The sequence below is a fragment of the Halorubrum rutilum genome (genome assembly GCF_024494565.1).
Map to the genome: position 1 here is coordinate 309,393 of NZ_JANHDN010000004.1, position 25,201 is coordinate 334,593.

Consider the following 25,201-nt stretch of genomic DNA (forward strand, 5'->3'; position numbering starts at 1 on the left):
TCAGTACTCGCCGAGCCGGGACTGGCCGTCGCCGCCGTCCTCGTCTCGCTCGCCGACGCCGCTCAGCTCGCCCGCCCGCGCGATCGACTCGAAGAAGCCGTCCCGCTGGCTCCGGTCGTACAGCGTCGCGGCCGGGTGGACTGAGAGGAGCACGCGGCGCGACGCGCCCGCGATGCGGGCGTCGACGACGCCGCCGGACTCAGACGTGATCGCCACCGAGCGGTCGAGCAGGTGCTCGCTCGGCACCTTCCCGAGCGTCACGATCAGCTCCGGGTCGAGCCGGCCGATCTCGCCTTCGAGGTGACCGCGGCAGTTCGCCAGCTCCTCGGCCGTCGGGTCGCGGTTGTCGGGCGGCCGGCAGCGCACGCAGTTCGTGATCCGGACGTCCGCCCGCGCGAGGCCGGCGTCCCGTAACGCCTCGTCCAACACGTCCCCCGACCGCCCGACGAAGGGCTCGCCCCGCTCGTCCTCGGTCGCGCCCGGCCCCTCGCCGACGAACAGGAGGTCGGCGTCCGTCGGGCCGACGCCGTCGACGATCCGACTCCGCGACTCGACCAGCGCCGGGCAGCGCTCGCAGGACGGCACCCGGAGGTCCGCGTCGAGCGCGTCCCCGTGCTCTGTCATGCGTTCCGATCCGGACGCGGGCGACATAAGTCCGTCCGCCCCGCGTCGCCGGCGCCCGTCCGGTCGGCGTCCGACTCGCCTTCGACGACGCCCCTTTCACCGGCGGGCGCCTGGATCGGCCATGCCGACGGTCAGCGAGACGTACATCGAGAACCGCCAGCGGGTCCAGCCGACCCACACCAACAACTACGAGTCGGCCCATGGGGGGAACGTCGTCAAGTGGATGGACGAGATCGGCGCGATGTCGGCGATGCGCGCCGCCGGCGAGACCTGCGTCACGGCCAAGATCAACGGGCTCGACTTCAAGCGTCCGGTGCCGCAGGGCGACACCTGTATCGTCGAGTCGTACGTGTACGCGGTCGGGCGGACGAGCCTCCGAACGCGGATCCGCGCGTTCCGCGAGTCGCCGCGGACCGGCGAGCGCGAGCCGACGACGGAGTCGTACTTCGTGTTCGTCGCCGTCGACGCCGACGGGAACCCGACGCCCGTGCCGGAGCTGGAGGTCGCCGGCGAGCGGTGTCGGGAGCTCCGGGAGGAGGCGCTGGCGGGCGAACCGGACGAGGACCGGTGAGGACGGGGAGAGCGGGCCCGCGGGCCGGTCCGCCTCAGTAGTCCCCGAGCACGCCGAGGCGCCGCGCCCGCCGCGTCGCGTAGTGAAAGACGACGTAGCCGCCGAGGAGGTAGGCGACCGCGACGCCGACGAGGAGCGCGAGGTCGGCGGGGGCGAACTCCCACAGCCGGACCCCGTCGACCATCGCGCGCTGGAGCATCGCGCTCCCGTGGGCCAGGGGGAGGACGCGGGTCCACGGCGCGTCGAAGACGGGCGCCGAGACCAGCGCGACGAAGCCGAACTGCAGGAGGTTCAGCCAGTTGCCGATCCGCTTGTACAGCACGGTCACGCCGCCGGCGGCGAAGCCGAGCCCGAGCACCGAGGTGACCGCGAGCCCCGCGACGGGGATCACCGTGAGCGGGTCGAGGCTGAGCCGAGCCCCGGTGAGCAGCAGCATAGCGGCGAGCACGACCGCGCTCGTGAGGAACGTCCGAACCACCTTCGCGACCCCCTTCAGGAGCGCCACCGGCGCGAAGCCGAACGGCGTGGTGATGTGGCGCTCCAGAGTCCCCCACTGCACCTCGCTGCCGATGTCGTTCGACACCGACGAGTAGGCGCCGACGGAGAGCGTCCACAGGAAGTAGCCGACGACGATCCCCGACAGCGAGTCCGTCAGCGCCCGCCCGGCCAGGAGCCGCCCGCCGTAGAAGAGGACGCCGAAGAAGAACAGCGCGACGACGATCCCGCCGACCGCGTTCGCCGGGTACCGGACGAATATCAGGTACTCGCGGTAGAGGACGGCCTTCGCGAGGTGGACGTAGGTGGCCGGGCGGGGCTCCCCGTCGGCGTCGACGGCGGCGGGCGCGGCGCCGGTGTCGCCGCCGCTCACGGCGACCGCCCCCGCGAGTCGGCGGCCGCGTCCGAGAGGTCGCCCTCGCCCGAACCCCCCTCGTCCGAGCCCCCCTCGCCCGGTTCCACGCCGGTGAGGTCGACGAACACGTCCTCAAGCTCGGGGCGAACGGTCTCGATCCCCTCCACGGTGACGCCCGCCGCGCGGAGCGCGTCCATGAGGTCGTACAGGGCGTCGCCCCCGGCGGCGACCTCGACGGCGGTCGGGCCGCGTCGGTCTCCTCCGTCGCGCCGGTCCCCGTCGCGCTCGACCGCGCCGAGGTCCGTCTCGACCCCCCGCACGTCGAACCGCTCCCGGAGGGTCGCGACGACCGCGTCGTCGACGTCGGCGCTGACGACGCGGACGACGTCGCCGGCTCCGGAGCGGAGCGCCGCGACGGTGTCGTCGGCGACGATCCGCCCGTTCGCCATCATCACCACGCGGTCGCAGACGTCCTCGACGACGTCCATGTCGTGGCTGCTGAGGACGATTGTGAGCCCCTCCTCGCGGGCGAGCCGGCGGAGCTCCCGGCGGAGCGTCCGGGAGCTCTCGACGTCGAGGCCGAGCGTCGGCTCGTCGAGGAAGACGAGCTCGGCGCCGCCCGCGAGCACGCTCGCCAGCGACACCTTCTGTTTCATCCCGCGCGAGAGCTCCCGAACCGGCGTGTCGGCCTTCGCGGTCAGTTCGAGCCGGTCGAGCAGGCGGTCGTGTCGCCCCCGCACCGAGTCCGGGTCGACGCCGGCGATCGTCGCGAAGTACCGCAGGTTCTCGCGGACGGTGAGCCGCCAGTAGTCGTTGCGCGCGCCCTCCAGCATCGCGTCGACGTTCGCGTACGCCGCCCGCCGCCCGTCGGTCACGTCCGCGCCGAACACCCGGACCGACCCCGAGTCGGGGAGGACGATCCCGAGCGTGCACTTGATCAGCGTCGTCTTGCCGGCGCCGTTGGGACCGAGCAGCCCGACGATCGAGCCGCGCTCGACGGTCAGGCCGACGTCGTCGACCGCGAGCACGGATGCCGCGCCGTCGCCGAACCGCTTCGAGAGCCCCTCGATCGCGAGCGCCGGCGGAGCGGCGTCCGCCGGCTCCTCGCCGGGGCGGACGCCGTCGGACAGAGAGCCGTCGCGCTCGCTCGCCGCGCCGCGTGCCATTACCGGTCGATACGTGCCGAACGGGGATATATCCGCGTTCGGGGGCTACCTCCGGGCGCGATGGATCTCGATCGATTCGCCGCGGACGCCCCGGCCGACGACGCGCCCGGCGACGCGCGGGTCTGCGTCGTCGCGACGCAGTCGGACACCTTCGAGCGCTGTCGAGAGGGGTACTACCCGGCGCCGCGGTCGTACGACCGCACCCGCGCCGACTTCGACTACATGGCCTTCTACCGGACCGCGCCGGTGTCGGCGGTCACCCACTACGCCCGCGTCGTCGACCGGGTCGAGCAGACCCGCGGCGAGCCCGGGCCGATGGACGAGGGCGACTGGGCGGCGCTGATCGACCCGTTCTCGGAGGAGCGGGTCGTCGTCGTCTTCGAGTTCGACGGGCTCGTGCCCCTCGACTCGCCGGTCGAGAACGACCGGAACGGCGTGCGCGGCGCGTGGTACTGCGCGGTCGACGACCTCCGCGCCGCGGGGACGCTCTCGGCGCTCCGCGACCGGGCGGAGGGCTGACCGGCCGGTCGCGGTCGCCGGCGCTATCGAAGGTTACTGTGACTGATGGTTTGGAGAGGCGACGCTGAATAGCGCGCGCGAATCTGCCGGAAGAGACTTGTCGGACTACTCCCGGAAGCGAAGCAGTAGCGGGTACCGTGACGACCCGGATCGTGTCGGGCGTTCTCACCACGCAAGAGCTATTCTGCGTGGTCGCCTGCGTCGGCACGTGAAGCGCTACGAGAACGCCCTCGGGTTCCTCGCGCTCGCCGCCCTCTGGGGCGCCTCCTATCCCGCGATACGCGCCGCGAAAGCGGGCGTCGAGCCGCTGCTGATGGCCGCACTCCGGTTCGACGCCATCGGCGTCGTCGTCCTCGGGTACGCACTCGCCCGCAGCCAGCAGGTCCGCCCCACCGGCGCCGACGCCGCGACGATCCTGATCGGTGGTGTCGGCATGATCGCCGTCCACAACGGCCTCCTCTTCGTCGGCCAGACCATGGTCTCCGGGGCCGTCGGCGCGGTGGTCCTCGCTACCGTTCCCATCTGGAGCGTCGCGTTCGCCGTCGTCGCCCTCGACACCGCCCGCCCGACGCCCACGCGCGTCCTCGGTATCCTCCTCGGCCTCGTCGGTACCGGCGTCCTCGTCGTACCCGGTCCCACCGACATACAGCCGCCCGACCCGCTCGGCGTCGCACTCATGACCGCGAGCGCGGTCGCGTTCGCGCTCGCCGCCGTCGCCCTCCGCCGCGAGACCCCCGCGCTCGGCGTCGCCGCCCGCCAGGGCTGGATGATGCTCGTCGGCGGCACCGTCCTCCACGCCGCCAGCCTCGCCCGCGGCGAACCCCAGACCGTCGCACTCACCCCGGACGTGCTCATCGCGTTCGGGTTCCTCGTGTTCGCCGCCGGCGTCGTGGGCTACCTCCTCTACTACACGCTCCTCGACCGCCTCGGTCCCGTCGAGGTCAACCTCTTCGGGTACGTCGCCCCCGTGTTCGCCGCCATAACCGGGTGGCTCTTCCTCGACGAACGCCTCGCAGCGACCACCGTCGTCGGCTTCCTCGTCATCGCCGTCGGCTTCGCGCTCGTCAAACGCGACGCCATTCGCGACGCGCTCATCGACGAAGCCGCACCAGCGACCGGCGACTAACTGGCTCGACCAGCGTCCGCCGTCCTCGCGGCGGTCGTCCGCTGCTCGGTTGGCTTCGTTGAACCCCCAACGGCGACGCCTCTTCGATTCGCGCGGAATACGGAGCGCAAAATCGTCCGCGAGGGATCTCCCGGCTTTCAATCGTCCGGCGTGATAGATGCAGGGCGCGAATGCGGTGCGAACCGAAGCCGATCTTCGGGAGAGACCGATCGCTCGTACGGGGGACTCACGGACCGCTCAGTACAACGGATGTAATCAGGAAACGGTCAGATTAGGTTTCGGGATCCGTGTTGAGCGAGTCCAACCCTTCTTCGAGCGAGTCGACACCCTGCTCAAGCGTTTGTCGGGTATCGGGATGGTCTACATCTTTAATGGCGAGGTTGGTCTGCTTGATCGCCTCAGTGAGTCGCTGAGAAGGTTTCATAACGTCAATATGTCGGCTAATCGTAAAATACCCCGGTACTCAACTGATAAGCTACGCGCGGTAAACACCGAGCGACTATCGGAATATCCCTCTGTGCTGGCGGAACCCTCGGCGGTTAATACGCAGGCGCGTTCCATCGGTTAGTTCAGTTCACTACCTCCGGAATGAATACGACTGCCGTGCTGAATACACCCCTCTGTATCGGTCACGCTGAACCGATGCCCGCGATTGGACGAGATCCTACATCGGTTGACTAGTCCTGCTGTGAGTATCCTCTGAGCTCCCCAATCCGTTGTCAACAGTCCCGAGCCGTATCGTCGAACCAGCCCCTCCGCAGGGGTGAACGGAGCTGTGTGATCCTCGACAGAGTGCCGCTGTGGTGGCTAATCAGCCCGAGATCGAGAAGGGGAATCGGATCAAGAACCGACACAATCGCTTGATGGAGGGCCGAGCACGGGGACCGTACCGCCCATTACGGGCGTCAGGGAGTGCCCAGTCTTATCGAAGTCGCTCGTGTTTTTGTATATTATGCTGACAACGTGACAACGTTCTCATCGTCATTAGTAGTGCGTCAATAAGACAACTATCATGAATGAATAGCGCTTAGGCATCGATATGACCAACGACGGCACTGGAGGGGCTTCCGGGCCCGCTGACTCGATGGCGTCAGCCGGTATCGAGATGGACATGGACGTGCGCAACCGTGTCCACGTCATCCCGTTAGGCTACGAACGCGATCGAGTCGTCGTTCCCCCCATACGGATGGGAGCGGACGCGGTAGTCCTGGTGAAACACAACGGAGACGATCCCGAGGACTACCCCGAGTACTACGATGATATCTTCGAGGCCTTCGACGAGTCTGCCGTCCGAGTGACCGAAGTAACTGCCGATATATTCGACCTCTACGACGCGCTTGGCACGATCGCCGGGCTGATTCAGAAGCATGACCGCGACGATATATACGTCAACCTGGCCACTGGCGGGAAAGTCACCGCCATCGCCGGGATGATCGCCTGCATGGTCACGGAGGCGGCTATCCCGTACTACGTGAGTGCGGACACGTACGGTGACCACCGACAGGAACCGGTCGCTCGGAACGTCACCAACATCTCGAACCTACCGACCTATCCCATCGATGCACCCACCCCCGAGCAGGTACAGATGCTCGCGTACATCGCGGAGGAGGGCCCGGTATCGAAGAAGCGGCTCATCGAATACGCTGAGGGCCAAGACCTGCCGTTTATCGCTGATTATCAAGGCGGTGATCTCAAGGGGAAATATCGGAAGCTCGATTCCGCGATTCTCGACCCGCTCGTGGAGGACGGTTCCGTCAGCCTCGACCAGCAAGGACGACGAAAGGTCGCGTACATCACTTCCAACGGTGAGAATACGCTTCGTGGTTTCAAATATATGATAGAGAAAAACGAGAGGCAATGAATCGCCTCGCAATGGGTCGTTGAGCGCGCGTATCGGTCACCAGTTCGGTACGTGATGTGATCGGCTCGAACGGTACAGGCTCGTACGGCGGATGGATTCGGCGGTCACGCTTCAGCGCTCACCCCCTGTATTCGACACCAGCTCCCGTCGGGTTCCGAGTGTTTCAACGGGTTAGAATCGGCAGCCCGCGGTCGGGGTCATCCGCCGTCGGCGCGCACCGAAGGCGTCGTCGCGTCCACGTGCGCGACCCGATCGTGCGCGGCGGGCGGCGTCGCCGCGTGCTCGGGGTGGAGACACGCGAACAGCGCCGCCAGCGAGTCGACCAGCCGGTGGCTCGGGCGGTTGAACAGGGCGTTCCCGTCGACCGCATAGGTTCGGTCGCCGGCGACCGCGGCGAGGTCGCGCCAGCCCGGCCGCGCCGCGAGGTCGCCGATCGCGTCGGCGGCGCGGTCGCGGTCGAACCCGCAGGGGGCGACGACGAGCGCCTCGGGATCGAACTCGCGCACGTCCGCCCACGCGACCGGTTCGGAGGGGCCGTCGGGCTGGAACGAGGGGTCGCCGCCGGCGACCTCGACCATGTCGCGGACCCAGTGTCCCGCCCGGATCGGCGGATCGGTCCAGTCCAAGACGGCGGCCCGGGGGCGCCCCTCGTCGGCGACCGCGCGCTCCGCGCGTTCGCGGACCGCGTCGACGCGCTCGCGGAGGGCGGCCCGGAGCTCGCTCGCGGCCGCCTCCTCGCCGACCGCCTCGCCGATCCGCACCGCGTCGTCGAGCGCGTCAGAGAAGGAGTGCGGGTCTAGGGCGAGCACGTCGGGTTCGGGGTCGAGCGCGGTGGCGGCCGCGCGGACCTCGCTCGCGTCGACCGCGCAGACGTCGCAGGTCGCCTGCGTGACGAGGAGGTCGGGCGCCAGTTCGGCGAGCCGGTCGGCGTCGAGGTCGTAGACCGCGCCGTCGACCGCGCGCATCTGCGCGTCGATGTCGGCGGCGGAGCGCCCCTCGTGGGCGACGACCGTGCTCGTCAGCGTCGGCAGCTCGCGGGCCGCGGGCGGGTGGTCGCAGCTGTGCGAGACGCCGACCGGCTCGACGCCGAGCGCGAACAGCGTCTCGGTGGCGGATGGCAGGAGCGAGGCGACGCGCATGGGGGACCGTCAGCGAGCGAGGGCGAAAAGCGCTCCGGCGGGGTCACTCGGCCGGGAGCCGCGCCGCGGCCGCGGCGGCGTACGCGGCCGCGAGGTCGCCGTTCGGAAGCGCGTCGCGCGCGGCCGCGCACCCCCAGCGCACGCGGTCGCGCCGCTCGCCGGGCGGGAGCTTGTTCGTCGCCACCGTCTCCGCGGTGTCGAGCAGCGCCCGGGCGGCGTCCGCGTCGCCGCGCTCGGCGGCCGCGCGCGCCTCCGCGAGCAGCTGTCCGAGGCTCGCCCGGACGTCGTGTGGGACCTCGTCGGGATCGGTCACGGTCGAGTCCGGTCGTCGTCGGTCCGGTCGTCGGCCACCCTCGCGAACGCGAACTCGGTGCTACTTCCCAGCGGGTCGGTCGCGGTCCGGGTCTCGACGTCCGCGAACCCGGCCTCGCGGAGCTGTCCGAGGGTGCGGTCGCGCCCGGGCGCCGAGAAGAACATCCGACCGCCCATCCAACCGCGGCGCACCGTCTCGAACCGGCCGCTCGGCAGCGTCATCAGGAGCCGACCGCCGGGTCGGAGGACGCGGGCGAACTCGGCGTAGACGGCGGGGTGGCGGTCGCGCTCGACGTGAAACACCGCGTGATACGCCGTCACCGCGTCGAACCGGTCGGCGCCGAACGGGAGCGCGGACATCTCGCCGTGGACGAGCCGGGCGTCGGGAACGGTCTCGCTCGCCAGGTCGAGCCCGCGCCGCGAGACGTCGAGCCCGACGCTGCCGGCCGGGAGGTTCGCGAGCGTCCGAGCGCCGTCGCCGCAGCCGACGTCGAGCACGTCGGGATCGGTCGGAAGCTCCGCGAGGAGGTCGTCGATCAGCGCCGCGTCGGAGCCGTCCGGATCGCGGCGAGCGGCGTACGTCGCCGCCACCTCGTCCCACGCGCGCCGCACCTCGTTTCGGTCCATGCGCGATGTTACCGCGCGAGCGACATGACTCCTCTGGCGGCGACCGCCGCGGAGGGATCGGCGTCGGTCGATAAGCGGTGATAAACAAATCGATCGTGGGGATTTTCGCGACACGTGACGGGGACGGCTCCGGATCGGAAAACCCACTTTTTTAATTAATGAACGTGATGTACCCCGCGTTGCATGAGGATGACAGTTCGTCACATGAGTCGTCTACGGAATCGAGTGACCGAGAGTAACGGGGAGGGGAGGCTATGACGACGGGGATCGACATCGCCGTGGCCGCGGTGCCGCTGCTCCTGGCGGGGATCCTGTTGGTCGGCTTCCTTTGGCCGGCGACTCGCGCCATGCCGGTGGCGTGGGTCGCGGCCATGGTGGTCGGCTACGCGGCGTGGAACATGCCGGTGAACTGGCTGTTCGCGGCGTCCGGCGTCGGCGTGATGACCGCGATCGAGATCCTCTGGATCGTCTTCGGCGCGCTCGTGCTCTTGTACACCCTGATGGAGGCCGGCGCGTTCGACCGGATCAACCGCGGGTTCGCGACCGTCAGCGACGACAGGCGCGTCCAGATCGTGCTGATCGGCTTCTTCATGGCGACGTTCATCGAGGGCGCCGCCGGCTTCGGGACGCCGGCCGCGGTCGTCGCGCCGCTGCTCTTGGGACTCGGTTTCCCGGCACTCGCGGCGGTCATCGCCGGGATCATCGGCCACATCATCGCCGTCACGTACGGGGCGGTGGGGACGCCGATCGTGGTCGGGATTCAGAGCCCGATGGAGAGCGTCGAGTTCACCCGCAGCGCGATCGAGAGCGGCGGGATGACCGTCCAGGAGTTCTCCGTCAACGTGGCGGCGTGGGCGGCGACGTATCACGCCTTGGTCGGATTCGTGATGCCATTGTTCGCGGTCGGCATGGTCGTCTACTTCTTCGGCGACCCGGACGACCGCTCGCTGGCGCCGGCCTGGGAGGTCGCGCCGCTCTGTCTGGCGTCGGGGATCGCCTTCGCGGTCCCGTACTGGATCTCGGCGTGGTTCCTCACGGCCGAGTTCCCGTCGCTCATCGGTTCGATGGTCGGCGGTGCGATCATCCTGAGCGTCCTGCGTGCGGGGTACCTCCTGCCCGACGAGGAGTGGGAGTTCCCGGACCGGGAGCGGTGGGCCGACCACTGGGTCGGCTCGATCGAGCCGGGACAGTCGAACGGATCGAACGGTGAGGACGCGGAGACCCGCGGCGGCGTCTCGCCCGAGGCCGAGGCGGCCGAGCTCAGCGGCGGCGAGGACATGTCGCTGCTGAAGGCGTGGTCGCCGTACGTCCTGCTCGTGGTCCTGCTGGTCGTGACGCGGGCGGTCGACCCGATCTCGAACTTCATCAACCGGGACGCCTTCGTCGTCACCGTCAGCGACATGTTCGGAACCAGCCTCAGCGGCGCCGTCGCGTGGATGAACGTGCCGGGCTTCTGGCTGCTCGTGAGCGCCGTGCTCGCGATCCCGATCTTCGGCATGTCCGGCGACGAGATCTCGGCGGCGTGGAAGGAGGCCGGTCGGAAGATCGTCTCGCCGTTCATCGCGCTCGTCTTCGTCATCGCGATGGTCCAGGTGATGCTCCAGTCCGGCGCGCATCCGGGCGCGCCCGAAGTGGGGAGCATGATCGTCCTGCTCGCGCAGACGACCGCCGACATCCTCGGCGTCGGCTACCCGGCGTTCGCGTCGCTCATCGGCGCGCTCGGCGCCGCGATGGCCGGGTCGAACACCGTCTCGAACATCACCTTCGGCGCGTTCCAGTTCGAGGCGGCGACGCAGCTCGGGCTCCCGCGGACGATCATCGTCGGCGCGCAGGCCGTCGGCGGCGCCATCGGGAACCTCGTCGCGATCCACAACCTCGTCGCCGCGCTGGCGACGGTGGGCCTCCTCGGACAGGAGGGCCGGGTGATGCGGCTGAACCTCATCCCCCTGCTGTACTACGCGACCGGCGTCGGGCTGCTGTGCCTGCTGTTCAGTTACGTGCTGTTCCCCGGCGTGTTCTGAGCGCAGGAATAGGACGGCGATGCCGTGCGGATTTCTTTTGTTTGCGTGGCGGGTTTCGAAAGGGCTACTCGCGGATCGGTAGTGTAGGATTGCAAAGTCCTGGCCGCTCGGCTATACGCGGTTGATTTCGGACCGTCGGTGAAAACCTCCAAAGCCCCAGCCGCTCGGCTGTACGCGATTAGTGACTCGACGACGGAGAACATCTCCAAAGCTCCAGCCGGGAGGACCTCCGAACGTCGTTCCTGCTCGCTTCGCTGCGCGGGCTGCGACGTTCGTGGTCCCGCTCGCGCTGCTCGCGGGACTCGCGCGGCTTGCTGCGCTCCTCGCTCGGTCGCTCACTTCGTTCGCTCCCTCGCTGTGGTGCTTACTGCGCCGTGCTTCGTCCTCCCGGCCGCCCCTTTGAGTCCCGCCCCGCACAGCACCGCAACCGCACCTCACACCTCCCCAGCCTCGTCGCTCACTTCGTTCGCGACTCCCTCACGCGTGCACCTCGCGCCCTGCGGGCGCTCGGCGGCACGCGCCGACCACATCGTTCTGTATAGCTGTCCGTCAGCGTCGCTCGCTCTTTATAGAATCGCAGCGTCGGTGACAGAAGACGGCGTCGGGGCGCTCCGGGGCCGCGACGCCGACTCGTCGACGGGTAGCGCAGTCGGCGGGCGGCTCAGTCGTCGGCGGGCGAGGGGGTCGTAGCCGATCCGGCGCTCGCGTCGGCGACGGCGTCGGGCGACGGGCCGGTCACCGCGTCCGCGAGCTTCTCGATCGGGTGCGGCGGGTTCTCCGCGTCGCCGTCGCGGTCGCCGAGCTGCGAGCGACAGGAGGCGCCCGGGGCGGTCACCGTCTCGCCGTCGCTCTCGTCGACCTGGTCGAAGAGGATCCGGCCGATCGCCTTCGAGATGTCGTAGTGTTCGGACTCGTAGCCGAACGAGCCCGCCATCCCGCAACAGGAGGAGTCGAGCGGGTCCACGTCGTAGCCGGCCCGGCGGAGCACGCCGACCGCGTGGTGGTCCTTGTTCGTCGCCTTCTGGTTGCAGTGGCCGTGGTAGGTGAGCGACTCGCTCGGCGCGTCGAACGCCAGCCGCTCGTCGACGCGGCCGGCGTCGAGGTACTCCAGGACCCCGTACGCGGCGGCCGACACGGCCTCGACGTCGTCGCCGTCGAGCAGGTCGAGGTACTCGTCCTGGAACATCACCGCGTCCGATGGCTCCACGAAGACGACGGACTGCCCGTCGCGGACGCGGGGCGCGAGCGCCGCGACGTTGGTCTCGGCGCGCTCCCGAGCGTCGTCGAGGAACCCGGTGGAGAACGCCGCGCGGCCCGAGGGAGCCAGGTCGTCCGGCACCTCGACGCGGACGCCGGCCGCCTCCAGCACCTCGACGGCGGCCTTCCCGGCGGCCGGGTAGCTGTAGTTGGTGTACGTGTCCGGGAACAGCGCGACCGTGTCGACCGCCTCTTCCGGGGCGACCGTCGACCCGCCGCGGGAGTCGAACCACTCCTCGAAGCTGGTCGACCGGAACGTCGGCAGCTCGCGGTCCGAGGCGATCCCCACGACCGCGTCCATCACCCGGCGGGCGCCCGGGACCTTCGTCGCCGCGTTCGAGATCGGCGCGAGCGCGCTCCCGAGCGCCGAGAAGCGGTCGATGTCGCGGAAGATCCGCTCGCGGAACCCGGCCCCCTCCTCCTCGTGGTGCTCGTGTTTCACCTCGGCCTTCAGCTTCGCGAGGTCGACGCCGGTCGGACAGTCGCTCTTACAGCCCTTACAGCCGACGCAGAGCCCGAGCACCTCCTCCTGGAACCGGTCGGAGTGGATCTCCTCGTCGTCGAGCTCCCCGCTGATGGCGGCCCGGAGCATGTTCGCGCGGCCGCGGGTCGCCTGGATCTCCTCCTCGGAGGCGCGGTAGGTCGGGCACATGACGCCGGAGTCGGTCTCGCGGCAGGTGCCGCAGCCGTTACACAGCTCGACGAGGTGCGAGAAGCCGCCCTCGTCGGAGAAGTCGAGCTCGGTCTGCGGCTCGATCGACTCGTAGGCGGGACCGTACCGGAGGTTCTCCCGCATGTCCGTGTCGGCGGCGGTGTCCGGGTAGCCGCGCTCGGCGGCGGTGTCGCCGTCGACGTACACCACTTTTCCGGGGTTCATCCGCCACTCGGGGTCGAACGTCGACTTGAGCTCCTGGAACGCGCTCCAGAGGGCCTCGCCGTACATCTTCGGGTTGAACTCGGTGCGCGCGAGCCCGTCGCCGTGCTCGCCGGAGAAGGCGCCGTGGTGCTCCATCACGAGGTCGGTGACGTCCTCGGAGATGGAGTGCATCTTCTCGACGCCCTCCTCCTCCTTCAGCGAGAGGATCGGACGGATGTGGAGGGTCCCGCTCCCGGCGTGCGCGAAGTAGGCGGCCGAGGTGTCGTGGTCGGTGAGGACGTCCTCGAACTGCCCGACGTACTCCGCGAGCTCCTCGGGCGGCACCGTCGCGTCCTCGATGAACGGGTACGGCTTGGGGTCGCCCTGCATGCTCATCAGGAGGGGGATGGCCGCCTTCCGGAGCTTCCAGAGGTCCTCTTGGTCCTCGGGGGTGTACGCCTCCAGCACGTCGAAGGCGTCGCCCTCGTCGACGAAGTGGGCGTTCGTGTCCGCGATCGCCGACTCGAAGTCGTCGACGAGCTCGGAGTCCCACTCCAGCATGAGCGCCGCCGTGGCGCGGTCCGGGATCGGCTCGGCGTACTGCGCGAACTCCTGTGAGCCCGCGGCGAGCGAGAACACCTCGTCGTCCATCAGCTCGACCGCGCTCACCGGGAACTCCAGCGCCTCCGGGACCGCCTTCATCGCGTCGACCAGCGAGTCGAAGGTGTACAGCGCGAGCGCCGTCTCCTCGGGGCGCGTGACGAGCGACACCTCGGCCTCGACGATCGTCCCGAGCGTCCCCTCGGCGCCGACGAACAGCTTCGAGAGGTTGATCACCTCCTCGCCCTCGTCGTTCTCGTAGATCACTTTGTGGAGGTTGTACCCCGAGACGGAGCGCTTGAGGTTCGGGTACTTCTCGTCGATCTCGGCCCGATTCTCCTCGACGAGCGCCCGAGTCGTTTCATACAGCGCGGCCTCCCGGTCGTCCCGGCCGACGATCTCCTCGTACTCCGGGGAGTCGAGGACGACCTCGCGGGTCTCGATCAGCGACCCGTCCGCGAGCACGACCGTCAGCCGCTCCGTGTACGCGTCGGTGATCCCGTACCGCACCGAGTGCGCGCCGGTGGAGTTGTTGCCGATGCCGCCGACGACGGTCGCGCGCGCCGAGGAGGCCGGGTCGGGCGCGAACTTCAGCCCGTGCTCGGCCAGCCGGTCGTCGAGGTGGTCCTGGACGACGCCGGGCTGGACCACCGCCCGGCGGTCGTCGGGCCGGACGTCGAGGATCTCGTCCATGTACTTCGAGAAGTCGAGCACGACGCAGCCCGGGCCGACGGTCTGGCCGCCCAGCGAGGAGCCGGCGCCCCGCGGGATGACGGGCACCTCGTGGTCGGCCGCGACCCGCATCGTCGCCTGCACGTCCGCGACCGAACGGGGCGTCACGACGCCGGCCGGACGCGCCTGATAGATGCTGCCGTCGGTCGCGTACAACACCTGCGCGTACTCGTCGAACTGGACCTCGCCCGCGACGCGCTCGCGGAGGTCCTCCGCGAGCGCCCGGTAGGCGGGCACGTCCGGTCGATCGTGGCCGAGCGCGGCCGACGACGTGTCCAGGTCCGGCGTGTCGGCTCCCCACGTGGGCTCAGTTGCCATACCCTGACTCCGGGTCGAAGGGAGAATAAATCCTTTGTTAAAAATGAGTATAGTCGCGGGTCGTCGCCCGAGTCAGACGCCCCCGCAGGGGCGGGCCGAGCGCCCGACGCCCCCGCGGGAGCGAACCGATCCCGAGGGGATTTATCCCGGCGCCGCGACACCCCGACGCATGGAGATACTCCACACGTGTCTCAACGTGGCCGACGCCGACCGCACCGCCGACTGGTACGTCGAGCAGCTCGGGTTCGAGCGCTCTTGGGAGTTCACGACCCCCGACGGCGACACGCGGAACGTGTACGTCTCCGACGACGCCGGCGTCGAGTTCCAGCTGTCGGACACCGACGGCGAGGAGCCGAGCGACGACGGGGACCGCTACGACCACGTCGCCGTCGGCGTCGGCGACGTCGACGCGACGTTCGAGGAGATCGACCACCACGGCGTCGTGAAGGAGCCGGGCGACCAGCCGGAGGCCGGCGCGCGCACCGCGTTCGTGAAGGACCCCGACGGGCACGCGGTCGAGCTGATCGAGCCGCTATAACCCGACGAGCAGTATCGACGCCGCGACCGCGGTCCCCGTCCAGCCCGCGCCGACCCAGGTCAACACGGCGAACGCCTGTCGCGCCCCCCCGCGACTCCACTCGGACTCGCCGCCGAGGTGCGCCTGGACCGCCGACATGGAGTCGCCGAAGCCGACCGTCCCGCCCCACGTCGCGATCCCGAAGCCGAACAGCAGCGCGCCGAGCGCGAACGAGGTGTCGGTCGCCCCGCGCGCGCCGGCGATCGGCAAGAGGAGCCCCGCGACGACGAGCCCGAGGAGGGCGCCGACGCCGACCCACCGGGCGACCGTCCGTCCGAACGGCCGAACGTCGCGGTCAGTCAACGGTCTCTCGCATCCGGGGGTCGAGCGCGTCGCGCATCCCGTCGCCGAGGAGGTTGAACCCGAGCACCGTCAGCGCGAGCAGCAGGCCGGGGAAGAACGACCACCACCACGCCCCGGAGAACAGCCCGAACTCGACGCCATTTGAGAGCATCATCCCCCACGTCGGCTCCCCCGGACTGGCGCCGAAGCCGAGGAACGACAGCGCCGCGATGTCGATGATCGCGAGCCCGTAGTTGAGCGTCGACTGGACCGTGATCGGCGCGAGGCAGTTCGGGAGGACGTGCCGGATGAGCAGCCGGGGGTCGGTCGCGCCGAGCGCCTTCGTGGCGTCGGTGTACTCGTCTTCGAGCACCTTCAGCGCGGCCCCGCGGACGACGCGGGCGAACCGGGGCGTGTAGACGAGCGTCAGGGCGCCGACGGCCCGCCACAGGCCCAGCTCCTCCGGGAAGATGGTGACGAGCGCGAGCGCCAAGAGTAGCGACGGGAACGACAGCAGGACGTCCATCGTCCGCATGATGACGTTGTCGGTGAGGTCGCCGTAGTACGCCGCGACGATCCCCAGCCCCACCCCGAGGAACGTCGACGCGACGACGGTGACCGTGCCGTAGAGGACCGCGTACCAGGCCCCGTACAGCACGCGGGGGAAGATGTCCCGGGCCTGCCCGTCGGTGCCGAAGGGGTACGCCGAGCTCGGGGGGGCCTCGGAGGGGTTCGTCCCGAACTGGGTCGCCATGAGGTCGCTGAGGTCGTAGGTGAGACGCGCGTAGATCGCGATCAGGACGACGCCGACGATGATGACGATCCCGGTGACCGCGAGTCGGTTCGAGAAGAGCTGCGAGAGGAACGGGCTCGCGCGCAGCCGCTCGACGATGCCTCGGTCGACGGTGCCGGTCTGTGTCTCCGTGCTCATTGTTCGATTCGGGGGTCGAGGACCGAGTAGGTCAGGTCGACGCCCAGGTTGACCAGCGTGTACAGGACGGCGAAGACGAGGACGGTCCCCTGGACGACGGGGTAGTCGCTGCGGTTGATCGCGTCGACGAGCAGGGTGCCGATGCCGTTGATCTCGAAGACGGTCTCCGTGAGCACCGCGCCGCCGAGCAGCGATCCGAACTGGATGCCGATCACGGTGATGACGGGGATGAAGGCGTTGCGGAGGCCGTGTTTCATCACGGTGATCTTCGAGCCCTGTCCCTTCGCCCGCGCGGTCCGCATGTAGTCCTGGCGGATCACCTCCACCATCGACGAACGCATCATGCGCGAGAGCAGCGCCATCTGGTAGATGCCGAGCACCACCACCGGTAAGAGCAGGTGAATCACCGCGGACTGGAACGCCGCGAGGTTCCCCGCCAACAGCGTGTCGACGAGGATGAGCCCCGTGACCGGTTCGACGAAGTACTCGGAGCCGATGCGACCGCTGGTCGGGAGGAGCCCGAGGAACTGCGCGAACAGCAGGATGAGCAGCGGGCCGCTCCAGTAGATCGGGACGCTGATCCCGCTCAGCGCGCCGATGCGGGTGAGGTGGTCGGTCCACGTGTCCTGTTTGACCGCGCTCAAGATTCCCAGCGGGAGCCCGAACAGGAGGCCGGCGAACTGGCCGAGCAGCGCGAGTTCGATCGTGATCGGGAGCCGGTTCGCGAGGATCTGGCTCACCGCCACGCCCCGGTTCACCTGATACGACTGGCCGAAGTCGAACGTCGCGACGTCGCCGAGGAAGCGGACGTACTGCTGCCAGAGGGGGTCGTCGAGTCCCAGGTCCGAGCGGACCTGGTTGACGAACTCCTGGCTCGCTCGCTCGCCGGCGATGACCACCGCGGGATCGCCCGGAGAGAGGTGGAGGATAGCGAAGACCACCGTCGCGACCCCGAACAGCACGGGGAACAGCATGAGCAGCCGTTTGAAGACGAAGCGTTTGGAGACCATTCAGGGAAACGGGCGCGTGGGACGGTCAAAAAATCTGCGTTCGGCGCCGACTACTCAAGCTCGACCGCTTCGAGGTACGGGCCGCCGATCGCGGCGACCGTGTAGCCGCTCACGCGGTTGGAGACGCCGCGGACCTCGTCGGCGTAGTCGATGAACACCCACGGCGCCTCGTCGTGGGCGATCTGAGCGGCCTCGCGGTACAGCTCGGCCCGGTCCTCCTGGCTCGTGGTGCGCTGGGCCTCCTCGACGACGGTCATGTACTCGCTGTTGGCCCACGCGGCGTTGTTCGATGTGTTGAACCCCTCGGTGTCCCAGGAGACCCAGTCCTGGCCCTCCGGCACGTCGGTCTGCGGGTGGAGCAGGACGTAACAGAAGTTGTCCGGGTCGGCGTTGTCGGTGTACCAGCCGGCGAGCGTCGCGTCGTGGTTCCCCTGGCTGGTGTACGTGAGGTAGTCGGAGAACTGCCGGTCGTCGATCGACACCTCGATGCCGACCTCGGAGAGGTTCGACCGGATCGTCTCGGCGGTCGGCAGCGGGGCCGGGTTGTACCCGCGGGGGTTCTGGAACGTGGTCAGCGAGAACGAGAACCCGTCGCCGTAGCCGGCCTCGTCGAGCAGGCTCTGCGCCTGTTCGGGGTCGTACTCGTAGGGGCTGATGTCGTCGTTGTGGCCGAACAGCGCGGGCGGGATCGGCTGGTCGGCCTGCGTGGCGATCCCCGAGTAGATGTTCTCGACGATCGCCTGCGTGTCGATGGCGTAGCTGATCGCGCGGCGGACCCGGCGGTCGCGGAACGCCTCGACGCGCGAGAGGTTGAACGCCATGTAGCCGATGTTGATCCCCGTCGCCGTCCGGTTCTCGGCGGTGTCCGACCCCTCGATGATCTGCATGCTGTCGGGGTCGAGCCCGTCGATGATGTCGAGCTCCTCCTCGACGAGGGCCTGGGCGCGCGTGGAGTTCTGCCCGCGGGTGAGGAACAGCACCTCGTCGACGTTCGGGCTCTCGCCCCAGTAGTCGTCGAAGGCGGTGAGCCGGATGCGGTTGTTGGCGTCGTCGAGGGTCTCCAGCTGGAACGGCCCGGTGCCGACCATCTCCTCGCCGAGGTTCGTGTCGCCCTCGATCGCGTCCTGGGAGATGACGACGGCCGCGAACATCGCGAGGTTGCGGAGGAACGGCGCGTACGTCTGGGTCAGCGTGATCGAGAGCTCGTAGTCGCCCGGCGCCTCGACGGTGTCGATCCAGTTGCCGAGCGTGAACGGCCCGTAGACGGAGGCGTCCTCGAAGTGGTACTCGTAGTCGTCGTCGACGAACCGCCGGTAGGTGGCGATGAAGTCGTCGGCGGTGAACTCCGACCCGTCGTGGAAGCTCACGCCCTCTCGGAGCGTGAGCGTCACCGAGTCGCCGTCGAGCGACCAGTCGGTGGCGAGCGACTCCGTGAGCGACGCCTCGCCCGGCTGGAAGGCGATCAGCCCCTCGTACGCCTGGTTGGTGACCTTCGCGACCTCGCCGCTGGTCGTGTTCTGCGGGTCGAGGGTGCTGGAGTGGGCGCCGCGGCCGTAGCGGAGGGAGGTCGTGCCGTCTCCACCGTCGCCGCCGTCGTCGCCATCGCCGCCGTCACCGCCGTCGCCGCCGTCGCCGCCGTTGCCGCTGCAGCCGGCGAGGGAGGCGACGGAGGCCGTCGCGACCGTCGCGCCGCCGGCTCGTTGCAGGAATCCGCGTCGTGACGTTTCTGTCGTATCGGGGGACATACATCGGCGCTAAACTGGGGGGACGGATAATTCTAATGGTCCGACAGGACGGAACCGCGGGACAAACGCCGCTTGAGTGGTCGACTGTTTACTTCGTTACCTATCCCGGCCGTCGTCGTAGAGGTGGCACGCGGCGGGGTGGCCGCTCTCGTCGAGCGCGGGGTTCTCCCGCTCGCAGACGCTCTCGAACGCCTCGCGGAGCGTCGCCTCGGCCGCCTCCCACCGGCCGTCCTTGAGCTGCTCGAACGAGTCGGCGACGACCGCCCGCGCCTCCCCCGAGAGCGGCCCGTCGAAGAAGTACTCGAAGAGCGTCGGGTGTTCGCCGCCGTCGGCGACGGCGGTCGGCGCCGACTCGTCCTCGATGCGGACCTCGGACTCGATGGCGTCGAGGTCGATGTCCCCCGACTCCAGGCGCTGTCGGTAGAACATCACCTCCCGGTAGCGCTCCTGGTCGATCTCCAGGTCGTCCGGCGGGATGACCGACGGACACCGGGTGCGGAACCGACAGCCGGAGGGCGGGTCGATCGGCGACGGGACGTCCCCCTTGAGGATCGTCCGGTCGGCCGTGTCGGCGAGGGGGTCCGGCTCCGGGATCGCGGAGAGGAGCGCCCGCGTGTATGGGTGTTTCGGCGTCTCGAACAGCTCGTCCGTCTCGGCGACCTCGACGATCTCGCCGAGGTACATCACGGCGACCCGGTCGGAGATGTGCCGGACGACGCTCAGGTCGTGGGCGATAAAGAGGAAGGTGAGCCCGAACTCCTCCTGGAGGTCCTCCAGGAGATTGATGATCTGCGCCTGCACGGAGACGTCGAGCGCCGAGACCGGCTCGTCGGCGACGATGAAGTCGGGGTCGACCGCGAGCGCCCGCGCGATGCCGACCCGCTGGCGCTGGCCGCCCGAGAGCTCGTGCGGGTAGCGGCCGAACTGCCCGCGCTCCAACCCGACCGCGTCCATCAGCTCGAAGACGCGCTCGCGGCGGCGGCCCTCGGCGAGGCCGTGGATCTTCAGCGGCTCCATGATCGTCTGCCCGGCCGTCATCCGCGGGTCGAGGCTCGACATCGGGTCCTGGAACACCATCTGCATGTCCTTCCGCCGCTTGCGGAGCTCCGACTTCGAGAGCGACCCGAGCTCCTCGCCGGCGAACACGACGGTGCCGTCGGTCGGCGGGTCCAGGTGGAGGATCGCTCGGCCGGCCGTGGACTTCCCGCAGCCGGACTCGCCGACGAGCCCCAGCGTCTCCCGCTCGCGCACGTCGAGGTCGATCCCGTCGACGGCCCTGACGCTCGGGTCGCCGCCGCCGAACACCCGGTCGAGGGGACCGTCCTCCTGTTCGTAGTACTTCCGCATACCGCGGACCTCGACGATGGGATCGCCGATGGCGGACCTGGCGCCGGCCGCGACGCCGTCGGACCCGTACGCGCCCTTGTCGAACTCGTCGTGGACGCATTTCGACCGGTGGTCGACGTCGTCCCCGCCGTGCTGGAGGTACGGGATCTCGCCCTCGCGACACCGCGGCTCGGCCCACGGGCAGCGCGGCGCGAAGTGGCAGCCGTCGGGCATGTCGATCAGGTCGGGGACGTTCCCCTCGATCGGGGTCAACCGCTCCTTCTCCTCGGTGGGGATCGACTCCAGGAGGGTGTACGTGTAGGGGTGACTGGGGTTGGCGAAGATCTCCTCGACCGGCCCCTCCTCGACGATCTCGCCGGCGTACATCACGGCCACGCGGTCGCAGGTCTCGGCCACGACGCCGAGGTCGTGGGTGATCATCAGGACGGACATCCCGAACTCCGCTTGGAGGTCGTCGATCAGGTCGAGGATCTGCGCCTGGATCGTCACGTCGAGCGCGGTCGTCGGCTCGTCGGCGATGAGGAGGTTCGGCCGGCAGGCGAGCGCGATGGCGACGAGCACGCGCTGGCGCATCCCGCCGGAGAACTCGTGCGGGTAGTCGTCCACGCGCTGTTTCGCCTCCGGGATGCCGACCGCCTGCAGCATCCTGACGACCTCGTCCATCACCTCCTCGTCGCCGTCGCGGCCGCCGGCCTTCGGGAGGATCTCGCGGATCCCGTTGAGCCACGAGTCGTCCTTCTGCCCGCCGTACCGGTGGAGCCGCAGCGACTCGGCGATCTGCTCGCCGACGGTGACCGCCGGGTTGAGCGAGGTCATCGGGTCCTGGAAGATCATCCCCATCTCGCCGCCGCGGACGCGGCGGACGGCCGCCTCGGGGGCGGCCGTCACGTCGACGATCCCCTCCTCGATGTCGACGTCGCTCGGCCTCGCGCCGTCGCGGATGCGCTCGCGCGCCGCGGCGTCGAGGAAGACGAAGCCGTCGACGGCGTCGGCGAGCGCCGCCTCCAGGTCGTCGCCGACGGTCTCCGGGTCGGCGCCGCCTTCGAGGCGGTCGGCGGCGCTCGCGAGGTCGCCGGCGAGGTCGTCGGGGTCGGCCTCGCCGGCGAGGTCGTCGGCCATGCCGCGGAGCTCGGCCGGCGTGTCGGGGACGCGCCGGCCGGCCCGGAGGTCGCTGCTCACGGCCGCGACCGCGTCGATCAGGCCGGAGGGGTACGGCACGTACGCGTCGTCGAACTCGTCGAGGAGGGCGGCGGCGAGCGACGGGTCGGCGAGGGCGATCCGCCCGCCGACGACCTCGCCGGGGTCGTCGACGAGGTCCATCGCCGAGAGGGCGGTGACGCTCTTTCCGGAGCCGGACTCGCCGACGAGGCCGACGGTCTCGCCGTGTTCGATCGAGAGGTCGATGCCGTCGACGGCCTTGACGGCGCCCCGTTCGGTCCTGAACTGGGTGCGGAGCGCCGAGAGGGAGAGGAGGTCGGTCACTACCGGCGGTAGCGCGCCTCACGGAAAAATATCTTTGGAGACGGTCGCCGGTCACCCCTGAGACGGGACGGCCGGGTCGCTCGTCGCCGGAGTCGACGGATCGGTCTCGAAGTCGACCCGCGTCCCGCCGGTCGCGCTCTCGCCGATCGAGACCGCCCAGCCGTGGGCGTCCGCGATCCGCTTGACGATGGTCAGCCCGAACCCGGTCCCGTCGGCGGCGGTGGTAAATCCGGGCTCGAAGAGGGTCTCGCACTCCGTCGCGTCGATTCCCGGTCCGTCGTCGGCGACGTAGAACCCGTCTTCGGACCGGCCGACGCGCACCGTCACGGGGGACGCGCAGTGGTCGTCGACGTTTCGGAGGAGGTTCTCGAAGAGGCGTCGGAGGCGGGATCGATCGGCGTCGATCCGGAGGTCGCCGTCCGGCAGCTCCAGCGCGTCCCGCGGGGTCCCGAAGGGCTCCCACGCCTCGGCGGCGATCACACCGACGTCGACGGGCTCGGTCTCCGACGCCGTCCGGCCCTCCCTCGCGAGCGTGAGCAGCTCGTCGATCATCCGCTCCATCCGCTCGTGCTCCCGGTCGAGGGTGTCGAGGTGCGCGTCGTCGCCCGTCGTGCGGGCCATCTCGGCCGCCGTTCGGGCGTTCTGCAGCGGGGTCCGGAGGTCGTGCGAGACGATCGAGGTGAACTCGTCGAGCCGCTCGTTCTGCCGGATGAGCTCCTCGCGCCGCCGCTGTTCGCGGGTCGCGTCCCTGAGGATCCCCACGGAGCCGCGGAACGCCTCGTCGAACGGGAGCGCCGCCATGTGGTCGTAACACGGCACCGTGTCGCCGTCCTTCGTCCGGATGTCCACGCGGAACTGCTGGGTCTCCGGCCCCTCGCTCGAAACGATCGACGCGAGCATGTCGTTGGCCCGCCGGACCCCCTCGTCGGTCTTGATCTTGCCCGGCGGGCTCCCGATGACCTCGTCGCGGTCGTACCCGACCAGGTCGAGGAACGCCTCGTTGACGTACTCGAACTCGGCGTCCGCGTTGACCACGTAGATCGGGTAGTCGAGCGCGCGGAGCACCGTCGAGTAGCGCTCCGACTCGATCTTGGCGCGGTACTCGTGCGCGGCGTGTTTGACCCGGTTCGCGAGGCGGCGGTGCTGGTCCGGTCCCCCCTTCTGGAGGTACCCGGTCACCCCGGCGTTGATGGCCTGTGCGGCGATCTCCTCGCTCCCCTTCCCCGTGTAGAGGACGAAGGGGAGGTCGGGGAACCGCTCGCGGACGTCGGCGAGCAGTTCGAGCCCGTCCGTGCCGGGCATGTCGTAATCGCTCACGACGCAGTGGAACGACCCGGCGTCGAGCTTCGGAAGCACCGCCTCCGGGTCGGTCACGGTCGTGACGTCGACGGCCGCCAGTTCGTTCGTCAGGAACGATTCCGTCAGGTCGAGGAACGCCGAATCGTCGTCGACGTGTAAGAGTTCGATCGGCGCAGCCGTGGCTTCCTCGGGGTCGTCGACCGACATCGTAACTACGCGTGTTAGTGGTTCTATACGGAAAAATACCCGGTCGAGGGTCACGGTTCGTGTGCGCTCACGTGCGGACGGTTTCGGGGGGCGTTTCAGATCTCATATGGGAGATTCCGCCGAGGCGTCGGCGAGCGCGTTCCCCGCCAACGACCGCCTCCGCTACTCGACGAACCGGTCCGGCGGCCGTCGGTGGTCGGTCGCCCGCTCGAAGGCGTACGCGAGCTCGAACAGCCGGCGCTCGTCGAACGCGCGACCGAGCAGCTCGACGCCGACCGGCAGCCCCGCCGGGGTGAACCCGGCCGGGACGACGATCGCGGGGAGCCCCGTGTGCGCGGCGAGCTCGCAGTTCATCTCCTCGAAGGGCTGGTTGTCGGGGATCTCGACCGGCGGCACCCGCGACGGGGGGTAGAGGACCGCGTCGAGGTCGTCGGCCGCCATCCGGGCGAGCACGGCGTCCCGGATCGCCTCGCGGCGGCGGAGGCTCCGCAGGTAGCCGGTGTTCTCGTCGAGCGCGTCGACGTCGGTGTCGAGGATCGCCGCGTCCTCGAACCTGGCCTGGACCGACGGGTGAAGCTCACCGGTCGCGACGACGTCGGCCAGCGAGTCGTGCGGGGCCGCGTCGCCCAGCTCGGCGAGGTACGCGTCGAAGTCGCGAGCGAACTCGTATTCGAGCACCCGAGCGCTTTCGAGCCGGGTCCGATCGACGACGTCGACGGGGTCGACGATCGTCGCGCCCGCCGCCTCCAGCTCGCCGATCGCGTCCTCGACGACCGCCGTCACGCGCTCGGCGGCGCGCGCCGGCGCGCTCTCGTCGTTTCGGAGGCCGAAGAACTCCCGCGCGACGCCGATCCGCGCCCCAGTGAGCGCGTCGGGGTCGAGCCCCGCGGCGTACCCCTCGTCCGGGATCCGACCGACGCCGCGGGCCGTGACGGGGTCGGCCGGGTCGTAGCCGGCCATCGCTTCGAGCGTCCGCGCCGCGTCCTCGACCGTCCGGGCGATCGGGCCGGCCGTGTCCTGGGTGTCGCTCAGGGGGACGATGCCCGTCCGGCTGACGAGCCCCGTCGTGGGCCGAACCCCGACGGCGTCGTTGAACGCGGGCGGCGACCGCACCGACGAGCAGGTGTCGGTCCCGGTCCCGACGACGGCGAAGCTCGCCGCGACGGCGGCCGCGGTCCCGCCGCTCGACCCGGACGGGCGCCGGTCGAGGGCGTACGCGTTCCGCGTCGCCCCGCCGAGGGAGCTGACCGTGTCGACCCCGAAGGAGAGCTCCTGCAGGTTGGCCTTGGCGAGGACGACGGCGCCGGCCTCGCGGAGCCGCCTGACGACGGACGCGTCCCGGGGCGGCCGCGACTCGGCGAGGGCGGTCGAGCCGGCGGTCGTCGGCATGTCGCGCGTGTCCTGGTTGTCCTTGAGCACGACCGGGATCCCGTGGAGGGGACCGACAAACCCGTCGCGGTCGAACGCGGCGTCGAGTTCGCGTGCGCGGTCCCGCGCGTCCCGGTTCACCGCGAGGATCGCGTTCAGCTCGTCGTCGTGCTCGTCGATCCGCGCGAGGTGCGCGTCGGCGACCGCCTCGGCGGTCGTCTCGCCGGTCTCGTACGCGTCGCGGATCTCCGAAACGGTCGCTTCGACCGGGTCGAAGGGGCGGGCGTTCGGCGGGCTCATGCGAACGTCTGCGAACAATTCGCACGAGGGTACTCAATCTGTCGCTCGGGCGTCCGCGTGTTCGGCGCGGCGGG

General features: G+C 69.8%; 20 protein-coding genes. 6 read left to right on the forward strand and 14 right to left on the reverse strand.

The genetic code is table 11. The annotated features are described in order from the left end of the window. The gene (locus NO900_RS10670; RefSeq protein WP_256409205.1) at positions 1-624 is read right to left on the reverse strand and encodes a uracil-DNA glycosylase; all 624 of its coding nucleotides are present in this window, start codon (positions 622-624) and stop codon (positions 1-3) included. A gap of 121 nt (positions 625-745) precedes the next feature. Between NO900_RS10670 and NO900_RS10675 the strand changes: the two genes are divergently transcribed. After that, on the forward strand, positions 746-1,195 hold the full coding sequence (locus tag NO900_RS10675) for an acyl-CoA thioesterase (RefSeq protein ID WP_256409206.1): 450 nt from the start codon (positions 746-748) through the stop codon (positions 1,193-1,195). A 34-nt stretch (positions 1,196-1,229) separates the two neighbouring features. On the opposite strand, the gene NO900_RS10680 is transcribed toward NO900_RS10675, so the two are convergent. After that, a complete protein-coding gene (locus NO900_RS10680; protein WP_256409207.1) occupies positions 1,230-2,063 on the reverse strand; it encodes an ABC transporter permease in 834 nt (277 codons plus the stop codon). Continuing rightward, positions 2,060-3,211 (reverse strand): ABC transporter ATP-binding protein, encoded by a 1,152-nt coding sequence (locus NO900_RS10685; RefSeq protein WP_256409208.1) that lies wholly within the window; start codon positions 3,209-3,211, stop codon positions 2,060-2,062. Before NO900_RS10685 ends, NO900_RS10680 begins: the two co-directional genes overlap by 4 nt. Before the next feature lie 60 nt (positions 3,212-3,271). Between NO900_RS10685 and NO900_RS10690 the strand changes: the two genes are divergently transcribed. The 3 genes from NO900_RS10690 (at position 3,272) to NO900_RS10700 (ending at position 6,717) form a co-directional block, all read left to right on the forward strand. Then, on the forward strand, positions 3,272-3,730 hold the full coding sequence (locus NO900_RS10690) for a hypothetical protein (RefSeq protein WP_256409209.1): 459 nt from the start codon (positions 3,272-3,274) through the stop codon (positions 3,728-3,730). 208 nt (positions 3,731-3,938) lie between these two features. After that, on the forward strand, positions 3,939-4,856 hold the full coding sequence (locus tag NO900_RS10695; protein ID WP_256409210.1) for a DMT family transporter: 918 nt from the start codon (positions 3,939-3,941) through the stop codon (positions 4,854-4,856). A 1,039-nt stretch (positions 4,857-5,895) separates the two neighbouring features. Further along, positions 5,896-6,717: an HFX_2341 family transcriptional regulator domain-containing protein gene (locus tag NO900_RS10700; RefSeq protein ID WP_256409211.1), complete on the forward strand. Its 822-nt coding sequence runs from the start codon at positions 5,896-5,898 to the stop codon at positions 6,715-6,717. 197 nt (positions 6,718-6,914) lie between these two features. Here NO900_RS10700 and NO900_RS10705 read toward each other — a convergent pair whose 3' ends face one another. From NO900_RS10705 to NO900_RS10715, 3 genes are read right to left on the reverse strand one after another with little or no spacing between them, the layout of a single operon-like run. After that, complete coding sequence (locus NO900_RS10705) at positions 6,915-7,856, reverse strand: ABC transporter substrate-binding protein (protein ID WP_256409212.1); 942 nt, start codon at positions 7,854-7,856, stop codon at positions 6,915-6,917. 43 nt (positions 7,857-7,899) lie between these two features. Beyond that, positions 7,900-8,169, reverse strand: a complete 270-nt coding sequence (locus NO900_RS10710) for a DUF8101 family protein (protein ID WP_256409213.1) — start codon at positions 8,167-8,169, stop codon at positions 7,900-7,902. Next, entirely contained in the window at positions 8,166-8,795 is a 630-nt protein-coding gene (locus NO900_RS10715) for a class I SAM-dependent methyltransferase (RefSeq protein WP_256409214.1), read from the reverse strand. Before NO900_RS10715 ends, NO900_RS10710 begins: the two co-directional genes overlap by 4 nt. Positions 8,796-9,049: 254 nt before the next feature. Here NO900_RS10715 and NO900_RS10720 point away from each other — a divergent pair, with 254 nt between their 5' ends. Further along, positions 9,050-10,816: an L-lactate permease gene (locus tag NO900_RS10720; RefSeq protein WP_256409215.1), complete on the forward strand. Its 1,767-nt coding sequence runs from the start codon at positions 9,050-9,052 to the stop codon at positions 10,814-10,816. Between the two features lie 661 nt (positions 10,817-11,477). Here NO900_RS10720 and NO900_RS10725 read toward each other — a convergent pair. After that, positions 11,478-14,579 (reverse strand): FAD-binding and (Fe-S)-binding domain-containing protein, encoded by a 3,102-nt coding sequence (locus NO900_RS10725; RefSeq protein WP_256409216.1) that lies wholly within the window; start codon positions 14,577-14,579, stop codon positions 11,478-11,480. Positions 14,580-14,748: 169 nt separating this feature from the next. On the opposite strand from NO900_RS10725, the gene NO900_RS10730 reads away from it, so the two are divergent. After that, complete coding sequence (locus tag NO900_RS10730; RefSeq protein WP_256409217.1) at positions 14,749-15,117, forward strand: VOC family protein; 369 nt, start codon at positions 14,749-14,751, stop codon at positions 15,115-15,117. On the opposite strand, the gene NO900_RS10735 is transcribed toward NO900_RS10730, so the two are convergent. The 7 genes from NO900_RS10735 to NO900_RS10765 all read right to left on the reverse strand — a co-directional run bounded on the left by NO900_RS10735 (position 15,112) and on the right by NO900_RS10765 (position 25,127). Beyond that, positions 15,112-15,459 (reverse strand): DUF7268 family protein, encoded by a 348-nt coding sequence (locus NO900_RS10735; protein ID WP_256409218.1) that lies wholly within the window; start codon positions 15,457-15,459, stop codon positions 15,112-15,114. The two genes, NO900_RS10730 and NO900_RS10735, sit on opposite strands and share 6 nt — an antisense overlap. Next, positions 15,452-16,369, reverse strand: coding sequence for an ABC transporter permease (locus NO900_RS10740; protein WP_256409219.1), 918 nt, complete (start codon positions 16,367-16,369; stop codon positions 15,452-15,454). The genes NO900_RS10735 and NO900_RS10740 overlap by 8 nt, the downstream gene beginning before the upstream one ends. Continuing rightward, positions 16,366-17,379, reverse strand: coding sequence for an ABC transporter permease (locus tag NO900_RS10745; RefSeq protein WP_256409220.1), 1,014 nt, complete (start codon positions 17,377-17,379; stop codon positions 16,366-16,368). Before NO900_RS10745 ends, NO900_RS10740 begins: the two co-directional genes overlap by 4 nt. A gap of 50 nt (positions 17,380-17,429) precedes the next feature. Continuing rightward, positions 17,430-19,124, reverse strand: a complete 1,695-nt coding sequence (locus tag NO900_RS10750) for an ABC transporter substrate-binding protein (protein ID WP_256409221.1) — start codon at positions 19,122-19,124, stop codon at positions 17,430-17,432. A gap of 96 nt (positions 19,125-19,220) precedes the next feature. Then, positions 19,221-21,953 carry a dipeptide ABC transporter ATP-binding protein gene (locus tag NO900_RS10755; RefSeq protein WP_256409222.1) on the reverse strand — a complete coding sequence of 911 codons (2,733 nt, stop codon included), beginning with the start codon at positions 21,951-21,953 and terminating at the stop codon, positions 19,221-19,223. Positions 21,954-22,004: 51 nt separating this feature from the next. After that, positions 22,005-23,459 (reverse strand): hybrid sensor histidine kinase/response regulator, encoded by a 1,455-nt coding sequence (locus NO900_RS10760; protein WP_256409223.1) that lies wholly within the window; start codon positions 23,457-23,459, stop codon positions 22,005-22,007. A gap of 162 nt (positions 23,460-23,621) precedes the next feature. Next, entirely contained in the window at positions 23,622-25,127 is a 1,506-nt protein-coding gene (locus NO900_RS10765) for an amidase (RefSeq protein WP_256409224.1), read from the reverse strand. Positions 25,128-25,201 lie beyond the last annotated feature (74 nt).